Source organism: Glacieibacterium arshaanense, assembly GCF_004681125.1.
In the GTDB taxonomy this organism is placed as follows: Bacteria; Pseudomonadota; Alphaproteobacteria; order Sphingomonadales; family Sphingomonadaceae; genus Polymorphobacter_A; species Polymorphobacter_A arshaanense.
In genome coordinates this window covers 146,922-163,517 of sequence record NZ_SIHO01000004.1, presented here as the reverse complement: position 1 = coordinate 163,517, position 16,596 = coordinate 146,922, and the positions used below count along the sequence as shown (strand labels likewise).

Genomic DNA, 16,596 nt, shown 5'->3' with positions numbered 1-16,596 from the left:
CCCATTAACACCTATTCAGATTGGACCAAGCGCTGGCAAATCGCAACCCGAATTTTGGTCCATTTCTGCTGGAATCGCTGAATCTTACGCGATTTAAGAACGACCGTTTTCGTCCGGAATTGAGCTGCTATCGGCGCGATTCATGCCGATTTACGCCTATGCTGCAGTGCATCAAACGGCGTCAGGCTGGGCTTCAGGGCGTGCCTTGCGAAGCACCGGCAAGGCATTCAATTTTTTATCGATTGCGACCAATGACGGGAATGCGGTCAAATCGGCACGAATCCGGCGAGCATTGTACATCTGCGGGATGAGGCACAGGTCGGCGAGTGTCACCGAGTCGCCGAACAGGTAGAGGCCGGTGCTGGCGGCGGCGGTTTCCTCAAGCGCGGCGAAGCCGGTGGTGATCCAGTGTTCTGCCCAAAGGTCGACCGACTCGGGTGCCACTTCGAGCGGTCCCTTCAGGTAATTAAGCACGCGCAGATTGTTGAGCGGGTGGATATCGCAGGCGATCGTCAGCGCCGCGGCGCGGATGCGGGCGCGCGCCACCGCGTCACCGGGCAGCAGTGGCGGATCAGGATAGGTTTCGTCGAGATATTCGATGATCGCCAGGCTCTGGTTGAGGCCGACATCACCATCGATGAGGTAGGGCACCAGCCCCTGCGGGTTGAGCATCGTAAAGCCGACGCCGCTCTGCGCGCCGCTGCGCAGGTCGATGGCCTTGCTTTTGTAGGGGAGGCCCTTGAATGCCAGTGCCAGCCGGACGCGGTACGCCGCCGACGAACGCCAATAGCCATAAAGGATGCGGTTGGCGTCGGCGGACATGGCAGGGCTCCTCAGGCGAACGGGTTCTTGCCGCCGCGCAGCGTCAGCCGGATCGGCACGCCGTCGAAGCCGAGCGTGTCGCGCATGCCGCCGATGAGGTAGCGGCGATAGCTTTCGGGTAGCTCGTCGAGGCGGTTGCCGAACACCACGAACGTCGGGGGTCGCGTTGCGGCCTGGGTGACGTAGCGCAGCTTGATGCGGCGGCCGTTGGGCGCCGGCGGCGGGTTGCGTTCGAGCGCGGCTTCGAACCAGCGGTTGAGCTGGCTGGTCGAGACGCGGCGCGACCAGGCATCGCGGGCCTCGAACGCCGCCTTCATCAGGATGTCGATGTTCTTGCCGGTCAGTCCAGAGATGGCGATCAGCGGCACGCCCTTGATCTGCGCCAGCCCTTCATCGAGCGCCTTGCGGACGCCCTGGAACAGCGATGACTGATCGTGCGCGGCATCCCATTTGTTGAGCGCGATGATCAGCGCGCGGCCTTCCTTCAGCACCATGTCGGCGATGCGCAGATCCTGCGCCTCCAGCCCCAGCGTCGCATCGAGCAGCAGCACGACGACCTCGGCGAAATCGACCGAATATTTGGTGTCGGCGGCGGACAGCGTCTCGAGCTTGTCGGTGACCTTCGACCGGCGACGCAGCCCGGCGGTGTCGATCAGCCGCACCGGCCGCAGCACGCCGTCGCGCGGATACTCCCAGTCGATGGCAATCGAATCGCGGGTGATACCGGCTTCGGGGCCGGTGATCAGCCGATCCTGGCCGAGCATGCGATTGATCAGCGTCGACTTGCCGGCGTTCGGGCGCCCGACAATCGCCAGCTTGAGTGGCTCGTTGAGCAGGCGCTCGGCGGCGGCTTCCTCGTCGTCCTCGTCGATTTCGGGCATCTCGTCGGCGGCCTTGGCGATCAGCGGATCGAGCAGCGGGAACAGCGCTTCGAACAGATCGGCCATGCCTTCGCCGTGTTCGGCGGAGATCTGCACCGGCGCGCCGAAGCCGAGTTCATAGCTTTCGGCAACACCGGTTTCGCCGGCGCGGCCTTCGGCCTTGTTGGCGAGCAGAATCAGCGGCTTATCGTGCTGGCGCAGCCATTGGGCGAAGTGGCGATCGAGCGGCGTGATGCCGGCGCGGGCGTCGAACATCAGCATCGCGACATCGGCGTCGTCGAGCGCCGCAGCGGTCTGTGCGCGCATCCGGCCGGCGAGGCTGGCGGCATCGGCTTCTTCCAGCCCGGCGGTGTCGACAATGCGGAATTTGAGATCGTACAACGTCGCATCGCCTTCGCGGCGGTCGCGGGTGACGCCCGGCGTGTCATCGACCAACGCCAGCTTACGGCCGACAAGGCGGTTGAACAGCGTCGACTTGCCGACATTGGGGCGGCCGATGATAACAACGGTGGGGAGGTGCGGGATCATGGCGCCTTCATAGCGACTTTTGCTGCAAAGTCGCCGACCGATTACAGGGGGGCGCCTGTAGGGATCTGGTCAGTCTTTACGGGTGTACGAAGTAAAGCAAATTCGGCGTGAATCCACAAAACCGAGAATACGTTTTCATATCAATATGTTATGCGAATTTCCCGCGTGCAAAGTCGTTCGACATCAAACCACTTTCCGCACGTTTTGCGCCTTAACGGTACGCCGTGAGCTTGCCGTCGTCGGTGAGCACGAATACCTGATTATCGGCAACAATCGGCGGCAAGAACGCCGGTGCCGACAGTTTTACCGATGAAAGCAGCTTGCCGGTGTAAGGCGACACGGTGACCATCGTCTTGTTCGACCCCGTCACCAGCAGGCGGTCAGACGCCAGCACCGGTCCCGACCAGCTATAGGCGCCGGTCTTCTTTTTCTCGTCCTTATAGTGCGGCAGCTGCGTCACCCAGCGGACCTTACCCTCGCCGCGCGTCAGGCAGATCAGCTGCGCGTCGAGCGTCACGACATAGATGAAATCACCAGCGACCCACGGCGTCGAAACACCGGCGAAATTGCGTTCCCAGACGCGCTGGCCGGTCGCCAGTTCGATCGCCGCCATGCGGCCGCCATGGCCGATGGCAAAAACACGGCCGCGGTCGATGACCGGCGACGCGTCGATATCGGTCAGTGCGCTGATCGCTGTCGTGCGACCGGTACGCGCCAGTGCGTCCGACCAGACGGTGCGGCCGTTTTCAACGCGCAGCGCGTTCAGCTCACCGCTCGAAAAGCCGACGACGGCGGTGTCGAGCGCAATTGCCGGCGCCGCCGCACCGACCATGCCGGCGGCTTCGGTGGTACCCGCAACGTTCCACATCGTCTCGCCGGTCGCGGTATTGATCGCGAAAATCTGGTTGTCGGCGCTCAGCGCGAACAGCCGGGTGCCCGCCACCGTCGGCGCACCGCGCAACGGCGTATTGAGGTTGACGCGCCACAATTCCTTGCCGCCGTCGAAATTGAACGCTGCGACAATCCCGTAGCCGGTGGTCGCATAAATGCGCCCGTCGCCGGCGCTGACGCCGCCGCCGAACGCCGCCTGGTCGCTTTCGCCCTTGTCGATGATGCGCTGATTCCAGGTGACCCTTCCTGTCTTGGCATCGAAAACTCGGACATTGCCCTTGGTATCAATGGTGAAGACCCGACCCTCATAGACCATCGGTGCGGCGTTGAGGCGGCGCGTCGGGTCACTGCCCGAGCCAATCGATGCCGACCACGCCTTGGTCAATGTATCGGGGAGCATCAGATGCCCCATCGACTTGGACTCGTTGCCGCCGGGCTGCGCCCAGTTGGTGTTGAGCGTCGGCGCCGGCAGCACGATCGCCAGATCGGCGAGTTCGGGCTCGGCCACCGGCTTGGCTTCGTAATTGAGCACCGGTTCACGCACGCCCGATGTCGGCGTCTTCTTGTTGTTCTTGCTGAACAGGCCGGCAGCGGCAGGCGCCGTCAGCACGGGTGCCGCCAAGGCCGAAAGCAGCAGCACCGCCCACATTGCACGGCGTTGGTTCATCTGGGGCTTCATCATTGCGCCTTGTTGGCTGGTGCTGCCTGAACGGCAGGTGACTTGTCGGTTGCCGCCGCGTCTGCCGGTGCCGCCTCGCCGGCGAACTTGGCGCCCGCCAGTTGCGGTGTGCGACCCGCCGCACCCGCCAGCGCGCTCGCCATCTGCGCCGCACGGCCGCGCAGCGAGCCTTCAAGGCTGGTGTCATTGGCAATCGCGGTGAACAGCGGCTCGGCAAGTGCCGGCTTGCCGGCCTTGAGATACGCGATGCCGGTCATTTCACCCGCAACGCCGAACCACGGATTGCCCGGCGTGCTCAGCGGCTTCATCCGCGCGATGATGACGTCAGGCGTCAAATCATCGAATTCGAGCCGCGTCGCCTTGATCAGCGCCAGATCGCGGAACGGCTGCGCCAGCGCAGCGTTGCTTGCTACCGCATTGTAAATCTTGATGCCGCCAGCGGTGTCGCCACCCTGCACGGCATTGCCCGCCTGCATCAGCAGCGCCAGCGCCTTGTAGCCGTCGCTGTCCGACGCCGCGAGCTTCTTGAGCTCCGGATTAGCCGCATCGACATCGCCGGTCTCGATCTTCGACAGCGCCTGGACAAACGCCTCGCCCGTCGCGCCCGCGCCCTTCGTCTGGCTCTCGCGCCAATACAGCACGCCCGCCAACGCCGCCAGACCAATGACCAACGCCGCAATCAGCGCCTTGCCATAACGCTGCCACAAGCTCTTCAGCTGGTCGCGGCGGTATTCCTCGTCGACTTCGCGGATGAAACTGTCGTCGGGCTCTTCCGTCTTCGCCAAAACACTCTCCAATGCGACGTTCGTGTTCCCCATAGCGGGGGAGGCGGGGCGGTGCAAAGGCTATGCGGAGTTAGAGGTTGCGAAGAGCCTCCGGCGGGCAGGCCTGAGGCCTGCACCCGATTGTTTGGGCGTGACTGAAAGGGGGGTGTTTTGCTGCCGTTCAGTGGCAAGCTAGCGCAACTCTTCGCAGTGGTTCGCCAATGCCCACATACCAAGGCTCGCCCATTTCATTTGGCGCTTGAATCTCCAGTTCAGCGCGAGCGCTCAACTGGCTTTTCAATGGCGATGTCAATTGGGAGCGCCCTTCTAGGTTTTGGCCTGTTTTCGTTGTCCGAAAATCAACTTCTCCGATTGCTAGTGGACGAGCGGGGTCGAAAGACACGTTTTTCGGAATAGAGTATTTGATGACGATCTCTTTGGAATGGCGGTCGCAACGAACCGTAAACACGGTCTCTTTGCCGTCCCAAGATAGAAATATTGCCTTGGAGGAATATTGGCCATCCACGGCGATGGTTTTCCATTGCTACTCCCGCGCGTCAGTTGGCGTGGTGTGCGCAGTGGCCGCCGTCAAAAAGGGCAGACATGCCACGAGCCAATTTGTCATCTTCATGCTGAAACCTTAGCTCAACTCGAAGACGTCCGGAACGGGATCGTTTGCTGACCGGCAGCTAAAGCCGCCCCTCGCCCCTTCCTTGCAGGGAGGGGAGCAGGAAGTGCAGCACCCCAATAATCGGGTGCAGGCCTCAGGCCTGCCCGCCGGAGGCCCTTAAACCCCTTGCCGTTCCGCCCTACTTTACCGCCGGCTTGATCGCATAAAGCTGGTCGGCATCGGGGAACGAGCGGTCGCGCACCGCGGCGGCGTATTGCGCGGCGGCGTCGTTGATACGCGCGGCGAGGTCATCGAAGCGGCGGACGAAGCGCGGGGTGCGTTCGAAGAGGCCGAGCATGTCTTCGGCGACGAGGACCTGGCCGTCGCAGGCGGGCGAGGCGCCGATGCCGATGGTCGGGCATTTGACGGCGGCGGTGATGGCGCGGCCGAGCGGCTCGACGACGCCTTCGACGACCATGGCGAAGGCGCCGGCGGCATCGACGGCGCGGGCGTCGCCGAGGATCTTTTCATATTCGGCTTCGGAGCGGCCGCGGGCGCCGTAGCCGCCGAGTGCGTTGACCGCCTGCGGGGTGAGGCCGATGTGCGCGACGACGGGGATGCCGCGTTGCGACAGGAAGGTGATGGTTTCGGCCATGACCGCGCCGCCTTCGAGTTTGACGGCGGCGGCACCGGTTTCCTTCATGACGCGGGCGGCAGTTTCAAAGGCTTGTTGCGGGCTGGCTTCGTAGCTGCCGAACGGCAGATCGACGACGACGACGGCGTGGTACGAGCCACGGACAACGGCGGCACCGTGCGCGCACATCATCTCCAGCGTCACGTGGACGGTGGTATCGAGGCCGTAGATAACCTGCCCCAGGCTGTCGCCGACGAGCAGCATGTCGCAGTGGCGGTCGAAGATCTGCGCCATGCGTGCGGTATAGGCGGTGAGCATGACGATGGGATCGCCGCCCTTGCGCGCCGCGATCGCGGGTACGGTCAACCGGCGAATGGGTTCGGGGACGGGGTGCGCGCGACTGGTCGCGGTATCGAGCGTGAAGGTTGTCGACATGGTTACCTCTGGGGAGCGAGGGTAAGGCAGGTCGGGTGCTTTAGCGGAGTTCGGGGGGGTTGGGCCAGCGATAGTGCGTTGCGGAGGCGGTTCAACCGTTCAACAGCAAGGCAGCATAGATGTCGGGCTTGAAGCCGGCGAGCAGCACGGGGGCGCCGCTGGGGGTGGTGCCGGACAGGATCGGGCGCTTGATCATCGACGGCTGGGCCAGCATCAGCGTGGTGGCGCGTGCGGCGTCGAGGTCGGTGCGGTCGGCTTCGGGGAGCGCGCGGAAGGTGGTGCCGGCGCGGTTGAGCACAACCTCCCAGCCGAGTGCCTTGCACCATGCCGCGAGCAGCGCAGCGTCGGCGCCTTCGACCTTATAGTCGTGGAAGTTGTAGGCGACGGCGTTGGCATCGAGCCAGGTCCGCGCCTTCTTCATCGTGTCGCAGTTGCGGATGCCGTAGAGGTCGAGGCTCATCGTGCGGCCAATGCTGTTGCTGGATAGTCGGCGAAAACGCCGTCGACTCCGAGGCTGTAGAAGAGTTTGTATTCGGCTGCCGCATCACCGGGCGCGGCAGGGCCGCCGGCGCTGCGGAAGTCCGCAGGCAGGAAGTAGTTTTCGCTGCGGAAGGTCCAGGGGTGGACTTTGAGTCCGGCGGCGTGCGCGTCGGCGATCAGCGTGGTTGGCGTTTCGAGCTTGCCCGCCGCGTCGCGCGGCACCACGCGGTCCTTATTGGGGCCGATGCCATCGGCGTAGGTCGCGACCTCGCGCAGGCCGGCAGGCGTCAGCATCACGTCATACGATACGCCGTCGGGCGACATCCCCGATTCGATCAGCTGGATAAGCGCGATGTCGGTGATCTTGCGCAGTGCCTTGAGGTTGCCGGCTTCGAACGACTGGATGAAGATGGGGTCGCTGCGCTTGCCGTAGCCCGCCTTGGTGAGTGTTGCGAGCAGCGGCGGTTCGAGCGGCAGGCCGATCGCGGCGAAATAGCCTGGGTGCTTGGTTTCGGGATAGAGGCCGACCTTGCGCGGCGCGGCCTGCGCCAGTGCGATGATTTCGGCGAAGGTCGGGATTTCGAACTGGCCGTCATATGCGGTGTTGCCGGGGCGCAGCTTGGGCAGCCGTTCGCGGGCGCGCAGCGTCTTCAATTCGGCGAGGGTGAAGTCTTCAGTGAACCAGCCGGTGACGCTGTGGCCGTCGATGGTCTTGGTGGTGCGGCGCGTGGCAAATTCAGGGTGGTCGGCGACATTGGTGGTGCCCGAAATCTCGTTTTCATGGCGCGCGACGAGGATGTGGTCCTTGGTCGACACCAGATCGGGTTCGATGAAGTCGGCGCCTTCCTCAATGGCCAGTGCGTAGGACGCCAGTGTATGTTCGGGGCGCTGGCCGCTGGCGCCACGATGCGCGATGACGATGGGCGCGGCTCCTGCGAGCGTCGTCCACAGCGCAGCAACCATCATCAACCTCCCGAAGTTCACCGTGCCGCGCGCGCTTCCTCGGCGCGGTTCAACACTTCGTACGCCGCCTGCACCGCGCGAAACTTTTGCGCGGCTTCGTCGCCGGGCGCGACATCGGGGTGATAGGCCTTCGCCAAACGCCGGTAGGCGGCTTTGACCATCACGACGTCGGCATCCGAATCGAGCTCGAGCGCGGCGAGCGCATCGAGTTCGGCGCGGCTGCGGCTGCCGTCACCGGCGCCGCCCCAGGCCCAGTGCTGCGCCTTGCTGAACGTCGTTTCGGCCGACTCACCGGCTTCGCGTTCCTTGGCTTCCTCGGCAGTCAGGCCTTCGAAATAGTTCCAGTTGCGGTTGTATTCGGCGGCGTGCGCCTCGCAGAAATACCAGCGTTCGGGGCGGTTGGGTGCCTTGGGCGCCGGGCGGTCACCGACTTCGGTGCAGCCGTGGCGGTCGCATTGACGCTGCTGTACGGCGGCGCTGCCCTGACCGTAGTCGCGCCAGCGCGGGAAGCCCCAGTCATTCTTGCTCGATGCACGCGCCATCAGGATTCCGGTGTTGCCGGCGCGAAGGTCGCGACGGGGCTGGTGAACTTACAGGCGCAGCGCCGGAAATGCCAGCGCTGCGCCCGCCGTTGCGCTCAACTGCGCATCATCTTGCCCGCGCAGCGTCAGCTGCGCATCATCTTCGACGCCATCCCCATGATTTCGTCGAGCGGGTTGCCGTCCTTGTTGGTGTCGATCATGCCCATCAGCATGCCCGCCGCGCCGCCGGCACCGCCGCTCGTGCCGCCGAGCAAACCACCGAGCAGCCCGCCCAGCCCCGACTGCGCCGGTGCCGCAACCGTACCGCTACCATTGCCGAGCGCGCTCGCGGCCAGCGTCGCCACCATCGGCAGCAGCGCGGCGAGCGCGGCAGAGTCGATGCCGGTCTTCGCCGCGGCGTTCTGCGCCACCGCCGCCGTCACGTCCTGCGAGCCGAACACCTGCCCCAGAATCTCGGTGCCATGGCCAATCGCCTGATCGCTCGCGGCAGAGCCGGTGAACGCCGCCGCCAGCCCTGCGACCGAATCGACAATGCTACCGTTGCCGGCCTGCACCTGCTTGGCCATGCCGCCGGCAAGCGCTGGCACGAGCGCCGCAAGTGCCGCCTGCCCCTGTTCGGGCGACAGGCCGACGCGCGACGCCATCGCCGCCACCGAATCGGCGCCCCCCATGCGGGCAATCATGTCGAGGATTTGCTGGGACATCGTCTTCTCCTTCAGGTCCGGCGCGCAGCGTAGCGCTGATTTATGACAGAAACATCGAACCTATCGCGCCGCGCGGCCGCCCGCTAGTGTCGGCGCCGCATGCGACATCTGCTCCTCTCACGCCGCTTCGGCCCGCTGTTTGCCACCCAGTTTCTCGGCGCGTTCAACGACAATCTGTTCAAGACCGCGATGCTGTTCCTGATCGTCTTCCACATCATGGCAGGCGACGAAGTGGCGAGCGCGACGCTGGTCACTGCCGCGACCGGGCTGTTCGTGCTGCCGTTCGTGCTGTTTTCAGGACTGGCGGGCGATATCGCCGATAAGCGCGACAAGGCAACCGTGGCGCGCTTCGTCAAGCTGGCGGAAATCGCCTTCATGGGGCTCGGCGCGGTCGGACTGTGGCTCGGCTCGTTGCCGCTGCTGTTTTTCGTGCTGGCGCTGATGGGCGTGCATTCGACGATCTTCGGCCCGGTCAAATACGCCATCCTGCCGCAGCACCTCGCCGAAGATGAATTGCTCGATGGCACGGGTCTGGTCGAAGGCGGCACCTTCGTTGCCATCCTGCTCGGCCAGATCGCCGGCGGACTTCTCGGGCTGACCGCCGGGCCAGTCGCGATCGGGGTGGCGCTGCTCGGCGCACTGACAGCGCAATTCATTCCACCTGCCCCGCCCGAATACCCCGGCGCACGCATCGACTGGAACTTGTGGCGTAGCTCGCTGCGCGCCGTCGTCGCCAACTTCAGCACGCCGACGCTGCGTACCGCGACCATCGCGATTTCGTGGTTCTGGGCACTCGGCGCGATCTGGACAGGACAGTTCGTGCCGTTGGTGCGCAACATCCTCGGTGGCACCGAAACCGTGGCGACGTTGTTCCTTGCGGCGTTTTCGATCGGCATTGCGGTGGGTTCGGTCGCGGTCGGCCGCTTGCTCGCCGGGCGCATATCGGCGCGGCTGACGCCCTGGGCGGCGGTCGGCATGGCGGTCGGTGCGGTCGATTTCTGGTTCGCCGTGCACGGCTTGCCGGGTCCCGCCGGTGGTGTCGCCGACTTCCTGCGGACGCCGGCCGCGTGGCGCATCCTCGCCGACCTGTTCGTCATTGCGGTGGCCGGCGGTATCTTCTCGGTGCCGCTGTACGGGGTCCTGCAAACCGGCACCGCGCCCGACCATCGCGCCAGCGCCATCGCCGCGAACAACATCATCAACTCGGCGTTCCAGGTCGGCGGCGTGCTGGTGATCGGCGCCGCGATTGCCCGCGGCGTCGAGATTCCGGTAGCGCTGGTCGGGGCGGCGTTGAGCGGTCTACTGCTGATTCCGATGTTACGGGGAATCAGAAGCTAAGGGCCTCCGGCGGGCAGGCCTGAGGCCCGCACCCGATTAAAGAGCACACCACAAATGGGTGCAGGCGTCACGCCTGCCCGCCGGAGGCCCTTTCTTACATCTTCAGCCGCGGGCGGCCCATGAAGTCGCGCTTGCCGATCTTGACGCCCTTCGACCGCAGGATGTCGTAGGCGGTCGCGGCGTGGAAATAGAAATTGGGCTGCGCGAACGACAGCAGGAAGTTTTCGGCGGTGAACGGCATAACCGAAGCACCAAACGAGAACTGCATGTCGCGGCCGATGAACCCGTTGACTTCAGCCGGGTCGAGCGCCGCCAGGAATGCCTGTGCATTTGCCAGCTTGGCCTTGAGCCCGGCGAAATCCATCGGGAACGGGCCGGTGTCGGGCGAATAATTGCCGGCGCGCACGCCTTCGATGGCACCGACCGAATGTTCGGCGACCGATTTGACCTGATAGCCGAACGGCAGCATGTCATCGATCAGCCGCGCCATGATCAGGTCGCTCTCGCTGGTGCCCGTTTCGGCGCACCAGGCGACCGCCTTGTCGACCAGCGCATCGACGGCGCTGACAATTTGTTGATACGACGGAATGGTTGCAGTGTAGAGCGAGAAGGTCATGACTTTGTCCCCTTGGATTGATTTGAAAACAACCTAGCGCCTTGGCGTGCCGCTCGGCAATCGACAAACCCCGCGCAACCTTGCTAAAGCGCGCCACTTTGCAGCCCCGTGCAGGAAACCAATGACCAAGACCGCACTTATCACCGGCGTTACCGGACAGGACGGCATGTATCTGTCCGAACTGCTGCTTTCGAAGGGTTACACCGTCCACGGCGTCAAGCGCCGCTCGTCGTCGTTCAATACCGCGCGCATCGATCATTTGTATCGCGACCCGCACGAAGGGCCGACGAATTTCTATCTGCACCACGGCGACCTGACCGATTCGACCAACCTGATCCGGCTGGTGCAGGAAACCCAGCCTGACGAGATCTACAACCTCGCTGCGCAGAGCCATGTCCAGGTCAGCTTCGAAACGCCGGAGTATACTGCCAACGCCGATGGCATCGGCACGTTGCGACTGCTGGAGGCCATCCGCATCCTCGGCCGCGAGAAGTTGACGCGCTTCTACCAGGCCTCGACGTCGGAACTCTACGGGCTGGTACAGGAAACGCCGCAGCGCGAAACGACGCCATTCTATCCGCGCTCGCCCTATGCGGCGGCGAAAATGTACGCCTATTGGATCACGGTGAACTACCGCGAAGCCTATGACATCCACGCGTCGAACGGCATCCTGTTCAACCATGAAAGCCCGGTGCGCGGCGAGACCTTCGTGACGCGCAAGATCACCCGCGCGGTCGCGGCGATCGAGCTCGGGCTGCAGACCAAGCTGCATCTGGGCAACATGGACGCCAAGCGCGACTGGGGCCATGCGCGCGACTATGTCGAGGGCATGTGGCGCATCGTTCAACACGACACCGCGCAGGACTGGGTGCTGGCAACCGGCCGCACGACCAGCGTCCGCCACTTTGTCGAACTGGCGTTTGCCGAGGTCGGCCGCCAGCTGGTGTGGAAGGGCGAAGGCGTCGATGAAACCGGCGTCGATGCCAAGACCGGCCAAGTGCTCGTCGCCATCGACCCGCGCTATTTCCGGCCGACCGAAGTCGATTTGCTGCTCGGTGACCCGTCGAAAGCCAAGCAGCAGCTCGGCTGGGAAGCGACGACGTCGATGGAACAGCTGGTCAAGGAAATGGTGGCAAGCGACCTCGCCGAAGCCAAGCGCACGGGCCGGGCGTGACCTTGCCGTTCGATCTGGCGGGCAAGCGCATCTGGGTCGCCGGCCATCGCGGCATGGTCGGCAGCGCCGTCGTGCGCCGGCTGGTGACCGAGAACGTTGGCGAAATTCTGGTCGCACCGCGTGACAAGGTCGACCTGACACGGCAGTCGCAGGTCGAGGACTGGGTCGCTGCAGTCCGTCCCGATGTCGTGATGCTGGCGGCGGCGCGCGTTGGCGGTATTGCTGCAAATGCCGCTCGACCGGTCGATTTCCTCCACGACAATCTGATGATCGAAGCCAATATCATGGCGGCGTCGGCTGCGGCCAAGGTCAGCAAGCTGCTGTTCCTCGGCAGCTCATGCATCTACCCGAAGTTCGCCGACCAGCCGATTGTCGAGGAGGCGCTGCTTACCGGCGCTTTGGAACCGACCAACCAATGGTATGCGGTCGCCAAAATCGCCGGCATCAAGTTGGCCGAGGCCTATCGCGAACAATACGGCCTCGATTTCATCTCGGCGATGCCGACCAATTTGTACGGACCCGGCGACAATTACGACCTTGAAAGCAGCCATGTCATCCCAGCGTTGCTGCGCAAGGCGGTGGCCGCGCGCGACGCCGGGGACGCCAACCTGATGGTGTGGGGCACCGGCACGCCGCGCCGCGAGTTCATGCATGTCGACGACCTGGCGGATGCGCTGGTGTTCGTGCTGAAGAACTATTCGGCAGCGCAACACATCAATGTCGGCTCGGGCAGCGACGTGACGATTGCCGAACTCGCGGCAACCGTCGCCGATGTCGTCGGCTTCAAGGGCGGGCTGACGTTCGATACCAGCCGCCCCGACGGCACGCCGCGCAAGCTGATGGACGGGTCGAAGCTCGCGGCCATGGGCTGGAGCCCGCGCATCGGTCTGCGCGAAGGCCTGGCCGACGCCTATGCCCACCTCCAGCGCGATGTGGCAGCGCGTTCCGGGGCAGCTCGCGCTTGAAAATCAGCGTCATCACGGTGGCGTACAATGCCGCCGCGACGATCGCCGATACGCTGCGGTCGGTCGCGGCGCAGGCCTACCCGCATGTCGAACATCTGGTCATCGACGGCGCCTCGACGGACGATACCGCTGCGCTGGTCGCTGCGCATGGTCGGCCAGGCACCATCTTCCACAGCGCGCCGGATGACGGCCTGTACGACGCGATGAACAAGGGGATCGCCGCCGCGACCGGCGACGTCATCGGCTTCCTCAACGCCGACGACTATTTCTGCCGCCGCGATGCTGTGTCACTGATCGCCGCCGCTGCTGCCGCCAACCCCGAAGCCGCCGCGGTATCGGGCGCGGTGGCCATCGTCGATGCCGCGCAACCCGACCGCATCCGCCGTGCCTATGCACCGACCTTCGCGCCATGGATGCTGCGCTTCGCGCACATGCCGCCGCACCCGGGCTTCTATGCGCGACGCAGCGTCTTCGATCGCCTCGGCGGCTTCGACCCGGCACTCGCCATCGGCGCCGACTTCGAATGGATGCTGCGCTTCTTCCACGACGCCAAGCTGTGCGCCGCGCCGATCACGCCAACGCTGGTGACTCTGCGCGACGGCGGCGTGTCGAACAGCGGCCTCGCCAGCCGCCGCACCATCAACACCGAAGCGCTCGCCTCGCTGCGCCGCCACGGCATCGCCAGCGCGCCGCCGGTGATCTGGTCGAAATACCTCATCAAGGCGCTGCAATATGTCATCCCGCCGGTGCAATGGCCGGCGCCTGCTGCGGTGCGTTGGCCGGCTTAAGGCCCTGCCCGCCGGAGGCTCTAATTCGCCGCCACCGGCACCAACGGCGTGACAATCGGGAAGTTGCGCTTGGGTGCTTCGAACAGCCCGGTGAAGCGTGCCAGTGTCGGCCGGTCGCCGGTGATGGTGAGTGCGCCGGACTTGATAAGGTCGGCGGGGTTGGCGACGCCGCCGATTAGCCCGAGGAACGCCATGCGCTTGGCGGTGATGGTCGCATCGGCGGGGGCATCGACGTTCATTTCGTGGAACATCACGCCATTCTCGACCGTGACCAGCGCGTTCTCGCCATTGTCGAGGTTGATCTTGATGCTGAACGGGTTGTCGAGCGCACGTTCGGGGACGACGCGGATGGCCATGGCATCGAGCAGGTCGGACAATGGCAGGCTGGTCGTAAGTTCGAGCGTGTCGCTGGCGGCGGCCTTTGATGGCAACATGCCGTGGCGCAGTTCGAGCGCGCCGGTCAGGTAGAAGTTGCGCTGCGGGCCGCTTTCGGCCTGATAAGCCATTTGGTCATAGGCGCCGGCGAGCGCCTGCTTGGCCGCCATATTGTCGGGCTCGGCGAAGACCAGATGCGTCAGCAATGTCGCTTCCCAGCGATAATCGCCGGCCTTGTGCGCGGTCGCGGCCAGCGCCAACACCTTCTTGGCGCCGCCAATGGCTGCAACATAGCGCTTGCCGGCTTCGACGCGCGTCAGTGGATCGAGGCTGGTCGGGTTGCCGTCGAAAAAGCCCATGTAGCGCTGGTAGACGGCGCGCGAGTTGAACTTCAGCGAGCCATAGTTGCCGCGGTTGAACCAGGCGCGCGCCAGCACCGGCGGCAGCGTGATGGCCTCGGCAATTTCGGGGCCGGTCATGCCCATGTTCATCATCCGCACGCTTTGGTCGTGAAGGTATTTATAGGCATCGCGGTGCACGGCGAGATAGGATTTGATCGTCGCATTGCCCCAGCGCGGCCACAGGTGCGACGTGAACACCACGTCCGACGTATCGCCGTAGCGCCGCAGCGCCTCGGTCAAATAGCCTGACCATTCCTTCGAATCGCGGACCAGCGCACCACGCGGTGTCAGCACGTTGTGCATCATGCCATTGGCGGTTTCAGCCATGCACAGTGCCTTGAAGTCGGGCAGGTAGAAGTTCATTTCGGCGGGCGCTTCGCTGTTGGGCGCCATCTGGAATTCGAAGCGCACGCCGTCGATGACCGCGGTCTCGCCGGTGGTCGTAACCTCGTGCGTCGGCGGAATCAGCGTCACCGTGCCGCCGGCGCGCGCTGCACCCAGGCCGTTGCTGACAATCCCATCGGGGCCGCGGTCGAGCAAATTGCCGAACATATAATCGGCGCGGCGACCCATGGCGTTGCCGGCAATGACATTCTCGCTGATCGCATGCTGCATGAAATGCTGCGGCGCGTAGATCGGCACCTTGCCCGACTTGACGTCGGCTGCATCGACTACGCCGCGGGCGCCGCCGAAATGGTCGGCGTGGCTGTGGGTGTAGATCATGCCGGTCACCGGCTTGTTGCCGAACTTGGCGCGCATCAGCGCAAGCCCCGCCGCAGCGGTTTCGGCGGTCGTCAGCGGGTCAACGATGACATAGCCGGTCTTGCCGACGATGATGGTCATGTTCGACAGGTCAAAGCCGCGGATCTGGTAAATCCCGGGAACGACCTCGAACAAGCCGTAGTTGGCGTTGAGCACACCGTTGCGCCACAGGCTGGGGTTGACGGTGGCGGGCGTTGCCCCTTTGAACTGGGCATCCTCGGCGAAGTTGCGGATGACGTCGCCAGCCTTGTTGCGAATAACGCTGTCGGCGGGCTTCGCGATCAGGCCGCGTGTGGCGAAGTCGAAGTCCTGCTTGTCGTCGAAGTTGAGCGTCGCGGCGAGCGCGGCATTGGCCGCTTCGGTCGCCGCGCTCGGCCTGGTGTTTTCGGCGGCGAGCGCCGCATGTGAAACCCCCGACAGCGCCACCAGCGCCACCAACATCATCCGCATATCAATCACCCCGAGGTTGTCGTTATTTGCCGCGCAGGATGCGACGGCGGCGCGTGCCTCGCAAGCAAATTGCAATGTGACTGCCACTCGACTCTTTGCGCGAGTCGAGGTCCCTGCTAGAGAAAGCCATGCAACAGCCGGTCCGTATCGCCCCGTCCATCCTGTCCGCCGATTTCGCCCGGCTTGGCGAGGAAATCCGCGCGCTCGAAGCCGCTGGCGCCGACTATATCCACATCGATGTCATGGACGGGCACTTCGTCCCCAACATCACCGTCGGGCCGATGGTGGTCAAGGCGCTGCGCCCACACACCAGGCTGACGTTCGACGTGCACCTGATGATTTCACCGGTCGATCCGATGCTCGATGCCTTTGCCGAAGCCGGCGCCGACATCCTGACCGTCCACCCCGAAGCCGGGCCGCACGTCCACCGCACCATCCAGCGCATCAAGGCGCTGGGACTGCGCGCCGGCGCCTCGCTCAACCCCGGCACGCCGGCGAAGATGCTCGACTATATCCTCGAAGAGCTCGACCTCGTGCTGGTGATGAGCGTCAATCCGGGCTTCGGCGGGCAGAGCTTCATCGACAGCCAGCTCCGCAAGATCGAGGCGCTGCGCAAGTCGATCGACAAGACCGGCAAGACCATTGACCTCGAAGTCGATGGCGGCATCGATGCCGTGACGGCGACACGCGCGATTGCCGCGGGTGCCGATGTGCTCGTCGCCGGCACCGCCACCTTCAAGGGCGGCGACTACGCCGCCAACATCGCGCGGCTGCGCGGCAATTGACCGGAGGCG

At 64.6% G+C, this 16,596-nt stretch carries 17 protein-coding genes; 5 read left to right on the top strand and 12 right to left on the bottom strand.

The window, feature by feature from the left end; genetic code table 11:
• Positions 1-171 precede the first annotated feature (171 nt).
• The 10 genes from maiA to EUV02_RS15385 form a co-directional block, all read right to left on the bottom strand.
• Entirely contained in the window at positions 172-822 is a 651-nt protein-coding gene (gene maiA / locus EUV02_RS15430; RefSeq protein ID WP_135247200.1) for a maleylacetoacetate isomerase, read from the bottom strand.
• Positions 823-833: 11 nt separating this feature from the next.
• Positions 834-2,228 carry a ribosome biogenesis GTPase Der gene (gene der, locus EUV02_RS15425; protein ID WP_135247219.1) on the bottom strand — a complete coding sequence of 465 codons (1,395 nt, stop codon included), beginning with the start codon at positions 2,226-2,228 and terminating at the stop codon, positions 834-836.
• A gap of 214 nt (positions 2,229-2,442) precedes the next feature.
• The gene (locus EUV02_RS15420; protein ID WP_243445943.1) at positions 2,443-3,789 is read right to left on the bottom strand and encodes an outer membrane protein assembly factor BamB family protein; all 1,347 of its coding nucleotides are present in this window, start codon (positions 3,787-3,789) and stop codon (positions 2,443-2,445) included.
• Positions 3,790-3,800: 11 nt separating this feature from the next.
• Positions 3,801-4,586, bottom strand: coding sequence for a tetratricopeptide repeat protein (locus tag EUV02_RS15415; RefSeq protein WP_166430656.1), 786 nt, complete (start codon positions 4,584-4,586; stop codon positions 3,801-3,803).
• A gap of 160 nt (positions 4,587-4,746) precedes the next feature.
• Complete coding sequence (locus EUV02_RS15410) at positions 4,747-5,091, bottom strand: hypothetical protein (protein ID WP_135247198.1); 345 nt, start codon at positions 5,089-5,091, stop codon at positions 4,747-4,749.
• Between the two features lie 283 nt (positions 5,092-5,374).
• Positions 5,375-6,244, bottom strand: a complete 870-nt coding sequence (gene panB / locus EUV02_RS15405; RefSeq protein WP_135247197.1) for a 3-methyl-2-oxobutanoate hydroxymethyltransferase — start codon at positions 6,242-6,244, stop codon at positions 5,375-5,377.
• 91 nt (positions 6,245-6,335) lie between these two features.
• Positions 6,336-6,704 carry an ArsC family reductase gene (locus EUV02_RS15400; RefSeq protein WP_135247196.1) on the bottom strand — a complete coding sequence of 123 codons (369 nt, stop codon included), beginning with the start codon at positions 6,702-6,704 and terminating at the stop codon, positions 6,336-6,338.
• Complete coding sequence (locus tag EUV02_RS15395; RefSeq protein WP_135247195.1) at positions 6,701-7,690, bottom strand: glycerophosphodiester phosphodiesterase; 990 nt, start codon at positions 7,688-7,690, stop codon at positions 6,701-6,703. The genes EUV02_RS15400 and EUV02_RS15395 overlap by 4 nt, the downstream gene beginning before the upstream one ends.
• A gap of 14 nt (positions 7,691-7,704) precedes the next feature.
• Complete coding sequence (locus EUV02_RS15390) at positions 7,705-8,229, bottom strand: J domain-containing protein (protein ID WP_135247194.1); 525 nt, start codon at positions 8,227-8,229, stop codon at positions 7,705-7,707.
• 125 nt (positions 8,230-8,354) lie between these two features.
• The gene (locus EUV02_RS15385) at positions 8,355-8,933 is read right to left on the bottom strand and encodes a DUF937 domain-containing protein (RefSeq protein ID WP_135247193.1); all 579 of its coding nucleotides are present in this window, start codon (positions 8,931-8,933) and stop codon (positions 8,355-8,357) included.
• A 99-nt stretch (positions 8,934-9,032) separates the two neighbouring features.
• Between EUV02_RS15385 and EUV02_RS15380 the strand changes: the two genes are divergently transcribed.
• Complete coding sequence (locus tag EUV02_RS15380; RefSeq protein ID WP_135247192.1) at positions 9,033-10,271, top strand: MFS transporter; 1,239 nt, start codon at positions 9,033-9,035, stop codon at positions 10,269-10,271.
• A 94-nt stretch (positions 10,272-10,365) separates the two neighbouring features.
• Here EUV02_RS15380 and EUV02_RS15375 read toward each other — a convergent pair whose 3' ends face one another.
• On the bottom strand, positions 10,366-10,887 hold the full coding sequence (locus EUV02_RS15375; RefSeq protein ID WP_135247191.1) for a DUF1993 domain-containing protein: 522 nt from the start codon (positions 10,885-10,887) through the stop codon (positions 10,366-10,368).
• Between the two features lie 121 nt (positions 10,888-11,008).
• Between EUV02_RS15375 and gmd the strand changes: the two genes are divergently transcribed.
• From gmd to EUV02_RS15360, 3 genes are read left to right on the top strand one after another with little or no spacing between them, the layout of a single operon-like run.
• Positions 11,009-12,061 carry a GDP-mannose 4,6-dehydratase gene (gene gmd, locus EUV02_RS15370; RefSeq protein WP_135247190.1) on the top strand — a complete coding sequence of 351 codons (1,053 nt, stop codon included), beginning with the start codon at positions 11,009-11,011 and terminating at the stop codon, positions 12,059-12,061.
• Complete coding sequence (locus tag EUV02_RS15365; protein ID WP_279379531.1) at positions 12,058-13,026, top strand: GDP-L-fucose synthase family protein; 969 nt, start codon at positions 12,058-12,060, stop codon at positions 13,024-13,026. The genes gmd and EUV02_RS15365 overlap by 4 nt, the downstream gene beginning before the upstream one ends.
• Positions 13,023-13,814, top strand: a complete 792-nt coding sequence (locus EUV02_RS15360) for a glycosyltransferase family 2 protein (RefSeq protein ID WP_166430655.1) — start codon at positions 13,023-13,025, stop codon at positions 13,812-13,814. The genes EUV02_RS15365 and EUV02_RS15360 overlap by 4 nt, the downstream gene beginning before the upstream one ends.
• A 20-nt stretch (positions 13,815-13,834) precedes the next feature.
• On the opposite strand, the gene EUV02_RS15355 is transcribed toward EUV02_RS15360, so the two are convergent.
• Positions 13,835-15,802: an alkyl/aryl-sulfatase gene (locus EUV02_RS15355; protein WP_135247188.1), complete on the bottom strand. Its 1,968-nt coding sequence runs from the start codon at positions 15,800-15,802 to the stop codon at positions 13,835-13,837.
• A 128-nt stretch (positions 15,803-15,930) separates the two neighbouring features.
• Between EUV02_RS15355 and rpe the strand changes: the two genes are divergently transcribed.
• A complete protein-coding gene (gene rpe, locus EUV02_RS15350) occupies positions 15,931-16,587 on the top strand; it encodes a ribulose-phosphate 3-epimerase (RefSeq protein WP_135247187.1) in 657 nt (218 codons plus the stop codon).
• Positions 16,588-16,596 lie beyond the last annotated feature (9 nt).